We start from the raw sequence: 11,939 nt of genomic DNA on the forward strand, positions 1-11,939 counted from the left end.
GCCCCTCCGGGGGCGCCCTCACCCCTTGACGGCCCCGATCAGCACGCCCTTGGTGAAGTGGCGCTGCACGAACGGGTAGATGACCAGCGCGGGGACCACGGCGACCACCACGATCGCCATCTTGATGGCCAGCGTCGGCGGCATGTCGCCCGCGCCGGTGACGCCCACGGTCGCCGTGGGCAGCGGGTTGGAGTCCACCACGTACTGCCGCAGCACCAGCGCCAGCGGCCACTTGCGGGTGTCCTCGAGGTAGAGCATCGCGTTGAACCAGGCGTTCCAGTAGCCGACCGCGTAGAACAGGCCGACGACGGCGGTGACGGCCTTCGACATGGGCAGCACGATCCGCCACAGGATGCGGAACTCGCCCGCCCCGTCGATCCGGGCGCTGTCCATGATCTCGCCGGGGATGTTCATGAAGAACGCCCGCATCACCACCACGTTGAACGCCGACACCGCCGTCGGCAGGATCAGCGACCAGTAGGTGTCCTTCAGCCCGAGCCCGCTGACCATCAGGTAGACGGGGATGATGCCCGGGAAGAACACGAACATCAGCAGCACCGCGAAGAGCAGCGGCCGGTGCAGGAACGAGCCGGGCCGGGCCAGCGAGTACGCGCCGAGGATGCTCACGCCCAGGCTGATGGCGGTGCCGACGACGGTGACGCCGGTGGCGACCAGCACGGCCCGCCGCACCACTGTGTCCGAAAATATCTGGATATAGGCGTCGAAAGTGATGCCCTCCGGGATCAGCACCAGCCCGCCCACCCGGTTCACCGTGGCCTTGGAGCTCAGGCTCGTCAGCACGATCGTGTAGAGCGGCAGGAGCACGGCCAGCACGATGACCGTCAGCACCGCGCCCTTGCCGACCCGCCCGGCCGGTGAGGGCGGCTCCTCCCACGCCGCGAGGCCCGACGGCTTCTTCCTCGTCGCCAGCAGAGTCATGATCTCGAATACACCCCTCGCTCGCCGAACGCGTGCGCCACCCGGTTGGCCGCGACGATCAGCAGCAGCCCGACCAGGCCCTTGAACAGCCCGGCGGCCGCGCCGTAGCCGAGATCCCCGGTGCGCAGGCCCGAGTAGAAGACGAACGTGTCGAACACTTCCGACACCTCGCTGCCGACCGCGCCGCGCTGCAGCATGAACTGTTCGAAGCCGACGTTCAGCGCGTCGCCCAGCCGCAGGATCAGCAGCAGGATGATCACCGGCCGCAGCCCCGGGAGCGTGATGTGCCACATCCGGCGCCACCGCTTGGCGCCGTCGACCGCCGCGGCCTCGTACAGGCTGGGGTTGATCGTGCTCAGCGCGGCCAGGAAGATGATCGCCCCCCAGCCGGCGTCCTTCCAGATCGTCTGCGTGGTGAGCAGCAGGATGAACGTGTCGGAGTTCGTCATCCAGTCGACGCCCTCGTGCCCGCGCTCGCGCAGCAGCTGCGCCAGCAGGCCGGCGCCGCCGAACATCTGCTGGAAGATGGCCACCACCAGCACCCAGGAGAAGAAGTACGGCAGGTAGACGACGCCCTGCACGAACGCCCGCAGCCTGGCCGAGACCACGCTGTTGAGCAGCAGCGCCAGCATGATGGGCACCGGGAAGTAGAAGATCAGCTGGAAGGCGGTGATCGACAGCGTGTTGACGATCGCGCGCAGGAACTGCGGGTCCTGGAAGAGCAGCGCGAAGTTGGTGAAGCCGATGACCGGGCTGCCCAGGATGCCGCCCGAGTAGGGGCTGTAGTCCTGGAAGGCGATGATGTTGCCGAGCCCGGGGATCCACCAGAACGCCACCACGAGCAGCAGCATCGGCAGGTTCATCAGCAGCAGCGGCCAGTCGCGGCGCAGCTTGGCGCGCCAGTCCGCGGTCCTGCCGCGTTTCCTGCCGCGTTTCCCGCCGGCCCGGCGCCGGGCCGGCTTCTCGGCGGTCACGGCGGGGGAGCTCACAGCCGGCCGTTCTCCTTGGCGACCTTGCTGTAGAACTCGCGTGCCTCGTTGCCGCCCTGCTCCTGCCATTCCTTCACGATCGTCTTCCACTCGGAGACCGGCCGCTTGCCGCGGTAGATCTCGTTGAGCTTGTCCTCCGTCGGCTGGACCAGGCCCGCCATCTTCGACGGCACCTCCACCCGGATCCCCACGAACGGGTCGTTCTCCAGATACTTGGCCGCGCCGGTCTGCCAGTCCCACAGCGACTGGACGAGGCCGTCGTACTGGCTCATGGAGTTCGCCGGCGGCCGTCCCGACAGGAACATGTACGTGGGCGCGACCTCCTTGCGGCCCAGGGCGGTCTGCGCCACCTTGCCGTCCTCGACCTTGTAGTGCTCGCCCTCGACGCCGTTGTTGACCAGCTCGTACTCCTGGGTCCCGAACGGGGCCGAGCACCAGTCGGCGATGGCCAGCAGCTCGCGGGTGCGGGCGTCGCCCAGGCCCTTCTTGACGAAGCAGAACATGCTGGCGGGCTCGTTGCGCCAGACGATGGGGGCCTGTCCGGCGGCGGCCGCGAACGGCGCCACGGGCTGCTGGTCGAACTTCGGGTTGTCCGGCAGGAAGCGGCCGAGGTTCTCGTGCCAGGAGCCGAGCCCGTCCTTCAGCATCATGAGCTGGCCGCTGCCGAACGGCGCCTTCTGGTCGGCGAACGCGTTGGCCACGATGTCGGGGTGCACCCAGCCGTTCTCGAAGAGCTTGGTCAGGAACTCCACCGCCGCCGCGAACTCGTCGGTCTCGTACTTGTGGACCAGCGTGCCCTGGGCCGTCTTGCGCCACTCGCGGGGAGCGCCGAAGGCGCGCTGGAGCTCCTGGTCGACGCCGCCGAAGGCCCAGCGCTTCTTCTTCGCGTCGGTCAGCTCCTTGCCCAGGGTGAGCAGGTCGTCGGTGCTCTTGGGGTGCGGCAGGCCCAGCTCGTCGAGGATGTCCTGGCGGACGAAGAGGGCGAACGGGAAGGGCTCGTTCTGCCAGGGGATGCCCTGCAGCACGCCGCCGAACACGCCGAACTGCCAGGCGGCCGTGTCGTAGTTGGCCAGCAGCGGGAACTCCTTGGCCTTGTCGCCGGCGAGATAGGGCGACAGGTCGGCGAAGAGCTTGTTGGCCGCCTCGGTGAATCGGGCGATCTTGATCAGCTCCCAGCCGGGGATCTGCATCAGCTCGGGGACGTCGCCGCTGGCCAGGAGGGTGGAGACCTTCTGCACGTAGGTGTTGCCGTCGGAGATGTTGAACCGGACGGTGCCGCCGAGCCGCTCGTTGACGGCCGCGTAGTAGGAGTTGTCGCCGAGGCCGGGAGGCACCGTGCCCCACAGCGGGGTCATCGCGGTCACCTCCTTGCCGCTGGTGATCGGCTTGGTGGTGACCGCCTGCACCATCTGGGCGGGCCGGGTGAGGAAGCCGGGGGCGACGAACTCGTTGCCGGGCAGGTCGGGCCGCAGGCCGGGGATCTCGTACGGCATACGGGTCGGCACCAGGCCCGCCAGCTTGTCGGCGGCGACCGCGGTGCCCTGGGCGGGCCCCCGCTTCTCGGCGCAGCCGGTCGCCGCCGCCAGGACGCCCGCGCCGACCAGGCCGAGGAACCCTCGGCGAGTCGTCGGATTCATCGCTCGCACCCTTCTCCGAGTGGGAATGGCCAACTAGGATTAATTAGTTGGTATTACGCCCAAACAAATTAGTAGACTGTGACCGCTACCACAAGGGAGCGGCACGGTCACAGGTTGGTGAAGGGAGCCCGCGATGCGGCATGCTGGGGTCACTTCTCGGTGGGAACGGGGCTGATATTGATCACATCCACGACCGGCCCGCAGCCGGCCGACTTCGCGGACGTCCGGGCCACCAATCTCGCGGTCGTGCTCCGGTTCGTACGCGAGCACGCGCCGTGCTCCCGCGCTGACATCGCCGCCAACACGGGGCTCAACAAGGCGACCGTCTCCAGCCTGGTCGCCGACCTGATCGACCGCCGCCTGGTGCGCGAGACCGGGCTCACCGAGAACCGCGTCGGCAGGCCCGCCACCATGCTCGTCCTCGACGGCTCCCCGTACGCCGCGATCGGCGTCGAGATCAACGTCGACTACGTCGCCGCGGTCGCCACCGACCTGGCGGGGCAGCGGCTGCTGGCCTGGCGGCGCTCCTTCAGCGCGGGGGAGTCGGTCAACCAGGGCGTGGCCAACGTCGCGGCCGTCGTCCGGCGGGTGGTCAACCGCATGGCCAAGGAGGAGCGGCAGGTCCTCGGCCTGGCCGTGGCCGTGCCCGGCCTGGTCGACGTGCAGGGCACGGTGCGCATCGCGCCCAACCTCGGCTGGCGCGACGCCGACATCGGCGGCGACCTGGCCAAGGCGCTGCGCGACCCCGGCTTCTCGATCCAGGTCGACAACGACGCCAACCTGGCGGCGCTGGCCGAGCAGCGCTTCGGCGGCAACGCGGGGGCCGACGACCTGGTCTACCTGACCGGGCAGATGGGCGTCGGGGCGGGCGTCATCCTCGACGGGCGGCTGCGCCGCGGCGGCCTCGGCTACAGCGGTGAGCTCGGCCACGTCCAGCTCGACCCCGAGGGCCCCGCCTGCCGCTGCGGGCGGCGCGGGTGCCTGGAGGCGATGGCCGGCATCGGCGCCGTGCTCCGCCGGGCCGACCCGTCACCGGCCGAGATCGAGATCGAGCTGGAGGAGGTCGTCAGGTCCGCGCGGGCCGGCGACGAGGCCACGCTGGCGACGCTCGCCGCCGTGGGCGCCGGCCTGGGCAGGGGCGTGTCGATCATCGCCAACCTGCTCAACCCCCAGGTGGTCATCCTGGGCGGCTACTACGTGGCGCTGGCCCCGTGGCTGCTGCCGCCGGTGCGCGCCGCGGTGCGCGACGGCTCCATCGCGCCGCAGGCCGGAGGCTGCGAGGTGGTGGCCTCCACGCTCGGTCACGACGCGGCGGCGCTGGGCGGGGCGGCGCGGGTGCTCGACTCGCTCGATTCGGGAAGATTGCCCGGCGGAATCTCACGAACCACTTGACCTAGCTTCACAGACGCGTGCACCCTTCATGAAACCCCCAGAAACACCGACGTAACTCCACCGGCCGGTCATCGAAGCGCTTCGACACTCCCCCCAGAGGATGGCCATGCACGAACCCTTCCGCGACCCCGAGATCCCCCTTCCCGACCGGATCGCCGACCTGTCGCGCAGGCTCACGCTCGAGGAGAAGATCGGCCTGCTCCACCAGTACCAGGCGCCGATCGACCGGCTGGGCGTGGCGGCGTTCCGCACCGGCACCGAGGCCCTGCACGGCCTGGCCTGGCTCGGCCCCGCCACGGTGTTCCCGCAGGCCGTCGGGCTGGCCTCCACCTGGGACCCGGAGCTGCTGCGCCGCGTCGGCGAGGCCACCTCCGACGAGGTGCTGGCCTTCCACCACAAGGACCCGACGGGCGCCGGGCGCAACGTGTGGGCCCCCGTCGTCAACCCGCTGCGCGACCCGCGCTGGGGACGCAACGAGGAGGGTTACTCCGAGGACCCGTGGCTCACCGGGCTGCTGGCCGCGGCGTACGCGTGGGGCCTTCGTGGGAGCGATCCCAACGTGCTGAAGACCGCGCCCACGCTCAAGCACTTCCTCGCCTACAACAACGAGACCGACCGCTGCGTCACCTCCAGCAACGTGCCGCCCCGGGTGCTGCACGAGTACGAGCTGCCCGCCTTCAGGCCCGCCATCGAGCAGGGCGCCGCGGTGGCCGTCATGCCCTCCTACAACCTGGTCAACGGCCGGCCCGCGCACCTCAGCCCGCTCATCGGCGAGGCGCTGCGCGCCTGGGCGCCGGACGACCTCCTCGTGGTCAGCGACGCCTACGCGCCCGGCAACCTGGTCACGCTGCAGGGCTACCACGACAGCGCCGCCGAGGCGTACGCGCACGCGATCAGAGCGGGGCTGGACAGCTTCACCCAGGACGACGACCGGGCCGAGGCCACGCTCGGGCACGTCAGGGAGGCCCTGGATCGCGGCCTGCTGGCCGAGGACGACATCGACGCCGCCGTGCGTCACCTGCTGTCGATCCGCTTCCGGCTCGGCGAGTTCGACCCCGCGACCCCGTACGACGACGTCACCGAGGAAGTCGTCAACTGCCCGCGCCACCAGGACCTGGCCCGCGAGGCGGCGCGGCGCTCGTTCGTGCTGCTGGAGAACGACGGGCTGCTGCCGCTGCGTGACGTCGCCACCGTCGCGGTCATCGGCCAGCTCGGCGACACGCTCATGGAGGACTGGTACAGCGGGACGCTCCCGTACGCCGTCACCGCACGCGCCGGGCTGGCCGAGCGGTGCGCGACCGTGTTCTGCGAGGGCGTCGACCGGGTGACGATGACCGCCGAGGCGGGCTGCGTGACGGCCGACCCGGCGGGCGGGCCGCTCAGCCTCGGGTCCGAGCCCGGCACGTTCGACGTGTTCGACTGGGGCGGCGGCGCCTACGCGCTGCGCGCGGTGGCCACCGGCCGGTTCGTGTCCGTGGACGACGGCGTGCTGGTCAACGACCAGCCGGGGCCGAACGGCTGGGAGGTGCGCCAGACGTTCCGGATGGAGGAGCGGCCGCGCGGGGCCGTGGCGCTGCGGCACATCTCCACCGGCTGTTACGTCGGCGCCGCGGCCGACGGGACGCTCCGCCTGGTCGACGACGCCGACCAGGCGCTCTGGCTGGTGCCCGAGGTGGTCAGGAGCGGCGCGCGGCAGGCCGCCGAGCTGGCCGCGACCGCCGACGTGGCCGTCGTGGTCGTGGGCGACCACCCGCTGGTGAACGGCCGCGAGACCGAGGACCGCAGCACGCTCGCGCTCGCCCCCGCCCAGGACGCGGTGGTCCAGGCCGTGCTCGCCGCCAACCCGCGCACGGTCATGGTGATCAGCAGCGGCTACCCGCTCACCTGGGGCGCCTCCGGGGTGCCGGCCGTGCTCTGGTCGTCGCACGGCGGGCAGGAGTACGGGCACGCGCTGGCCGAGGTGCTGCTCGGCGACGCGGACCCGGAGGGCCGCCTCACCCAGACCTGGTACCGCTCCGAGCAGGAGCTGCCCGACCTGCTCGACTACGACATCATCACCGCCGACGCCACCTACATGTACTTCCGGGGCATCCCGCGCTACCCGTTCGGGCACGGGCTCGGCTACACCGAGTTCGGCTACTCCGGCCTGACGGTCGAGGTGGACCCCGGGGGCATGGTGCGCGCCTCGGTGACCGTGACCAACACCGGGCCGCGCGAGGGCGTCGAGGTCGTCCAGTTCTACACCCACCAGCAGCGCTCCCGCGTCAAGCAGCCGCTGCGCCGGCTGCGCGGCTTCGAGAAGGTGCGGCTCGCGCCGGGCGAGAGCCGCGTCGTCCGCCTCGACCTGCCCGTGCGCGAGCTGGCCTGCTGGGACGTGACCAGCGGCCGGTTCGTCGTGGAGCGCGCGCCGCACCGGCTCATGGCCGGCCGCAGCGCCACCGACCTGCGCGTCACCGCCCGCTTCGAGGTCGACGGCGAGACCATCCCGCCGCGCCGCGGGCTGCTGCGCGCCGTCGACCACGACGAGTACGACGCGGTCACGTTCACCGAGGCGAGCCGCGAGAACGGCGACGCCGTCCGCGCCGACGCCGAGGGCGCCTGGATCCTGTTCCGGCAGGTGGACCTCAACGGCGCCGCCTCCTGCCTGGCCGTGCTCGGCAGCACCGAAGGCGGCATGATCACGCTGCGGATCGGCGACCCCCTCTACGGGCAGCCGATCGCCACCCTGCCCGTGCCCCGCACGGGACGGTACGACCTGCACGCCATCGTCACCTCCCTTGCGGCCACGCGGGGAGTGCACGATCTTTATGTGGTGTTCGAGAACGAGGGCGTCACGCTGAGCCAGATCGACTTCGGAGCGGCGACTTGAGCGGGCGCACGGTCACCATCACGGAGGTCGCCCGGCACGCCGGCGTGGCCGTCAGCACCGTCTCGTACGTGCTCAGCGGCAAGCGCACGATCTCGGCCGGCACGAGGCGGCGGGTGCTCGACAGCATCGACGCGCTCGGCTACCACCCGCACGCCGGCGCCCGCGCGCTGGCCAGCAAGCGGTCCAACGTGATCGCCCTGGTGCTGCCGCTGCGCGCCGGCATGCACGTGCCGGTGCTGATGCGCTTCGCCAGCGCCGTCGTCACCGCCGCCCGCCGCTTCGACCACGACGTGCTGCTGCTGACCGCCGACGAGGGCACCGACGGCATCAGGCGGGTGGCGGCCAGCGCGCTGGTCGACGCGTTCGTGCTGATGGACGTCGAGCTGGACGACAGCCGGGTGCCGCTGCTGCGCGAGCTGGCCGAGCCCAGCGTGCTCATCGGCTTCCCGGCCGAACCCGCCGGCCTGACCTGCGTCGACCTCGACTTCGCCGCCGCCGGCGCGCAGTGCGTCGCCCACCTGGCCGAGCGCGGCCACTCCCGGATCGCCCTGCTGGGCGCGCCCGCCGTCGTCTACGAGCGCGGCACCGGCTTCGCCCGCCGCACCCGCGAGGGCTTCGTCGCCGCCGTCGCCGCGCACCGGGTGACCGGGGTGGCGCTGCCGTGCGAGGAGACGTTCGACGAGGTGTACTCGACGTTGAGCAGGCTGCTCAGGGACCAGCCGGACCTTTCCGGGCTCGTCGTGCACAACGAGGCCGCGGTCGGCCACGTGCTCAGCGCCCTGCGCCAGCTCGGCAGGCGTGTCCCCGAGGACGTCGCGGTGGTCGCCATCTGCCCCGACGACGTGGCGGAACGTGCCAGCCCTCCGCTCACCTCGGTCCTGATCCCGGCCGAGGAGGTGGGCCGGGAGGCGGTCCGGCTGGTGATGGACAAGCTCGACGGCAAGCCCGCCCCCGACGCCACCCTGCTCACCCCCCACCTGGCCCTGCGCGCCAGCACCTGACCTCAGGTCACGAGGACGACCGCGAAACCGATCAGCAGGGCGGCCGGGATCGCGGGGGACAGCCAGGTGTGCCACCTCACCGGCTTCGCGCTGAGCGGCAGGCCGGGCCAGCGGGTCAGCGCGGCGGCCGTGGCCGCGCCCAGGACCCCCGCCCCCAGGGCCCACACGAACGGCGGGACGACCCCCCAGGCGCCCGCCGTGTGCCCCAGCCCGAGGAACAGCATCCCGTACAGGACGCGGCTCACCACCGACACCCGGTCCAGCCCCGGCGTGCGGAACGCCGAATAGAGCAGGCCCAGCCCTGCGAACGGGAAGGTCAGGGCGAAGACCAGCGGCCGGATCTCCGGGCCGTCGTCGTCCGGCGCCTCGACCCCGAGCAGGCGCAGGCCCACGCCGTCCACCGGCGTGCCGGTGTTGCCCATGACCACCACGCCCCGGCCGGACGCCCGGTCGAAGCCCGCGTAGGTGCGGGACCCGCCGGTCCCGCCGTTGTGCCAGGTGATCTCCCGCTCGCCGTGCCGGGTGGTGAACCAGCCGTAGCCGATCCGCTCGTCCCGGCCGGCGTCGAAGCGTGGCGTCGCGGCGTCCGCGCCCGGCGCGGAGCCCGCCATCACGCCCTGGACGAGCCGGGCCACGTCGTGGGAGGTGGACCAGACGGCGCCGCCCGCGCCCGCGTGGCCGTGGTCGCGCCACGGCTCCATGGGCAGCCCGTTCTTCTCCTCGCCGTGCGCGTGACCGGCGGGCAGCGGCTCGTCCGGCCCGAGCACGACGGTCGAGTCCATGCCGAGCGGGGCGAGGATCCGCCCGCGCAGCAGGTCCTCGTAGCCGGTGCCCGCGTGCTCGGCCAGGGCCTGGCCGAGCAGCGCCACGCCGAGGTTGGAGTACGCGACCTCGCCCCGGCCCTCGGCGGAGACGGCCGCGGCGTCGTCCAGCATGCTCCGCGTCCCCGCCGCGCCGTACGGGTCCTGGCCGGCGAAGACGTACAGGTACGAGCGGAGGAACGAGAGCGGCGTCACGCGGACGCTGGGCATCCCCGCGCGGTGCGAGGAGAGCTCGGCGAGGGTGGCCGACCCGACGGCGGGATCGGAGAAGCGGACGCCCGGCAGCTTCTCGCGCACCGGCGTGCCGGGGGAGAGCCCTTCCTCGGCCAGGCTCGCCAGCAGCATCCCGGTCATCGGCTTGGCGATCGACCCGAGCTCGTAGGACGTGTGCTCGTCCACCGGGCGCGGGTCGGGGCCGCCGGTGTCGCCCACCCCGGCGTGGCGGATCCGGCCGTCCTCGACGAGGGCGACCGACAGCCCCCGGTATCCGCCCTCTCCGGCGGCGCTCCGTACCAGCTTCGCCAGGGCGGGGTCGCCGGTCGTCGCCCGGCCCAGCACGGGCGGGCTCGGGGCCGGGAACAGGGCGAGGGCGGCCACGACTAGGGCGGCCAGGGCTGCTGCTCGCTTCATAACTCCGATATTACGTAATTTCGGAGTATCCCCAAAACGCCGCGACGGACAGCGAAAAGCGCGCCCCCCGAAGGGAGCGCGCTCATGCTGGTGAGTGAGGGTGGGCTACCAGTCGCCGCCACCGAAGTCGCCGCCGCCGAAGTCGCCCCAGCCGCCACCGCCGCCGAAGTCTCCGCCACCGCCGAAGTCGCCACCGCCGCCGAAGTCACCGCCGGCACCGGCGTCGTAGCCGCCGCCCATCATGCCGCCCATCATCATGCCGCCCATGCCCCAGCCCATCATGGAGCCCATCATGGTGCCGATGAACATGCCGGTCATGATGTCGCCGAAGCCGCCGTAGTAGCCGTAGGCGTACGGCTGGTAGGCCGGGCCCGCGTCGTAGTAGGGACGGCGCTGACCGTCGACCATGACCTCGCGCATCTGCGGGTCGAAGCCGCGCTCCACCGCCTCGGCGTCGGCCTTGCAGGCGGGCACGTCGCGGACCACGCCACCGGGCGGGGCCCAGCGCACGTCGCGCAGGGAGGGGCCGTGCTGCGGGTTGAAGAAGCAGGGGGCGCGCCGCTCGGGCACCGGCTGGTTGTCGACCCTGGCCTTCACCACGGCGAGGGCGTAGCGGCCCTCCTCGAGCGTCCCGGTGACCTCGCGGACCTGGTCGGCCCGCTCGATCGCGGCGAGCTGGGTCTTGGCCTTCTCGTAGGAGTCGAGGGCCTGCGCCCACTCGTCGATGTGCTTGCCGCCCTCGCCGGAGAGCACGACGTCGGTGTCGAGCGCGGTGATCTCCTCACCGAACTTGGTGACGTCCTCCTCGACGGTCTGCTTGACCGCGGCCAGGTCCTTGGCGTCCTGGATGGCCTGCTTCTTCTTCTTGTTGCGCGAGTAGAGGAAGTAGCCGCCACCGCCGGCCACCGCGAGCACGCCCAGCGTGGCCAGCGCGCCGAAGCCGCTGCCGTCGTTGACCGGGCCGGAGTCGAGCGCGGAGCGCGTCTTGCCCTCGGCCATGAGGTTGACCCGGGCGATGAAGTCCTCCATGCCGGAGACGACGTCGTCGTTGTTGCGCACGGCGAGCTTCGACAGCTGGTCGGTCATGCCGGCCTTGCCGAAGTTGGACGCGGCGAACAGCGTCGGGCCGTCGAGCACGGCGACGGTCCACTGGCCGCCCGACGAGGACTTCTTGGCCTCGGACACCGCGTCGCCGAGCTGCTTGATGTAGCCGGCGGGGTCGGTCACCGTGTCGTCGGGCAGCGCGGCCAGATAGATGTCGTTCTTGGAGTCCTTGAGCGCGTCGCGGATCTCGGACTGCTGGTCAGAGCTCAGCGCGGACCCGGACTGCACATAGAGTGGGTCGCCGCCCTTCCAATGGGAGAGCACCGTCTGGGCATCGGGCGGCGCCGCCGCGGCTATGGCCGCAGGGGACAGCGCAAGAGTGACGAATAGACCGGCGACGAGAACCGCGATCGCGGCCCCTGCGCGGCGCAGCGGATGTGTCATTGGCAGCAAGCCTCCTTCGCCCATGAGGACGAACGGGCGGTCGGCAAAGTTCCTCACTGGGCACGTTACCCGCCAGAAGCCCTCCCGGCGCGCGAGCCCCCCGGCGGATCTGGGGAACGCCGGGTGGTCCGCACTTCCGGCATCGCCGATATCGGGCCCGCCTGGGGCCCGAT

At 71.8% G+C, this 11,939-nt stretch carries 8 protein-coding genes; 3 read left to right on the forward strand and 5 right to left on the reverse strand.

Translation table 11 applies throughout. The annotated features are described in order from the left end of the window. Nucleotides 1-18 precede the first annotated feature (18 nt). From ACZ6YG_RS28595 to ACZ6YG_RS28605, 3 genes are read right to left on the reverse strand one after another with little or no spacing between them, the layout of a single operon-like run. Nucleotides 19-939, reverse strand: coding sequence for a carbohydrate ABC transporter permease (locus tag ACZ6YG_RS28595; RefSeq protein ID WP_466019684.1), 921 nt, complete (start codon nt 937-939; stop codon nt 19-21). Beyond that, on the reverse strand, nt 936-1,997 hold the full coding sequence (locus tag ACZ6YG_RS28600; RefSeq protein ID WP_148036974.1) for an ABC transporter permease: 1,062 nt from the start codon (nt 1,995-1,997) through the stop codon (nt 936-938). Before ACZ6YG_RS28600 ends, ACZ6YG_RS28595 begins: the two co-directional genes overlap by 4 nt. Further along, a complete protein-coding gene (locus tag ACZ6YG_RS28605) occupies nt 1,925-3,565 on the reverse strand; it encodes an extracellular solute-binding protein (protein WP_271279933.1) in 1,641 nt (546 codons plus the stop codon). The genes ACZ6YG_RS28600 and ACZ6YG_RS28605 overlap by 73 nt, the downstream gene beginning before the upstream one ends. A gap of 177 nt (nt 3,566-3,742) precedes the next feature. On the opposite strand from ACZ6YG_RS28605, the gene ACZ6YG_RS28610 reads away from it, so the two are divergent. The 3 genes from ACZ6YG_RS28610 to ACZ6YG_RS28620 all read left to right on the forward strand — a co-directional run bounded on the left by ACZ6YG_RS28610 (nt 3,743) and on the right by ACZ6YG_RS28620 (nt 8,827). Then, nucleotides 3,743-4,957, forward strand: coding sequence for an ROK family transcriptional regulator (locus ACZ6YG_RS28610; RefSeq protein WP_148036976.1), 1,215 nt, complete (start codon nt 3,743-3,745; stop codon nt 4,955-4,957). 106 nt (nt 4,958-5,063) lie between these two features. Then, nucleotides 5,064-7,826: a glycoside hydrolase family 3 protein gene (locus ACZ6YG_RS28615; protein WP_271279934.1), complete on the forward strand. Its 2,763-nt coding sequence runs from the start codon at nt 5,064-5,066 to the stop codon at nt 7,824-7,826. Next, nucleotides 7,823-8,827 (forward strand): LacI family DNA-binding transcriptional regulator, encoded by a 1,005-nt coding sequence (locus ACZ6YG_RS28620; protein WP_219543646.1) that lies wholly within the window; start codon nt 7,823-7,825, stop codon nt 8,825-8,827. The genes ACZ6YG_RS28615 and ACZ6YG_RS28620 overlap by 4 nt, the downstream gene beginning before the upstream one ends. Nucleotides 8,828-8,829: 2 nt before the next feature. On the opposite strand, the gene ACZ6YG_RS28625 is transcribed toward ACZ6YG_RS28620, so the two are convergent. Beyond that, nucleotides 8,830-10,278: a serine hydrolase domain-containing protein gene (locus ACZ6YG_RS28625; protein WP_466019685.1), complete on the reverse strand. Its 1,449-nt coding sequence runs from the start codon at nt 10,276-10,278 to the stop codon at nt 8,830-8,832. Nucleotides 10,279-10,383: 105 nt separating this feature from the next. Then, nucleotides 10,384-11,766 (reverse strand): hypothetical protein, encoded by a 1,383-nt coding sequence (locus ACZ6YG_RS28630; protein ID WP_261809081.1) that lies wholly within the window; start codon nt 11,764-11,766, stop codon nt 10,384-10,386. Nucleotides 11,767-11,939: the final 173 nt, after the last annotated feature.

Source organism: Nonomuraea sp. NPDC054003 (assembly GCF_055585125.1).

Bases quoted from the DNA above. Each gene is read 5' to 3' on its own strand.
- ACZ6YG_RS28595 (WP_466019684.1), bottom strand. From the start codon at position 939: ATGACTCTGCTGGCGACGAGGAAGAAGCCGTCGGGCCTCGCGGCGTGG.
- ACZ6YG_RS28600 (WP_148036974.1), bottom strand. From the start codon at position 1,997: ATGGCAGGAGCAGGGCGGCAACGAGGCACGCGAGTTCTACAGCAAGGT.
- ACZ6YG_RS28625 (WP_466019685.1), bottom strand. From the start codon at position 10,278: ATGAAGCGAGCAGCAGCCCTGGCCGCCCTAGTCGTGGCCGCCCTCGCC.
- ACZ6YG_RS28630 (WP_261809081.1), bottom strand. From the start codon at position 11,766: ATGACACATCCGCTGCGCCGCGCAGGGGCCGCGATCGCGGTTCTCGTC.
- ACZ6YG_RS28615 (WP_271279934.1), top strand. From the start codon at position 5,064: ATGCACGAACCCTTCCGCGACCCCGAGATCCCCCTTCCCGACCGGATC.
- ACZ6YG_RS28605 (WP_271279933.1), bottom strand. From the start codon at position 3,565: ATGAATCCGACGACTCGCCGAGGGTTCCTCGGCCTGGTCGGCGCGGGC.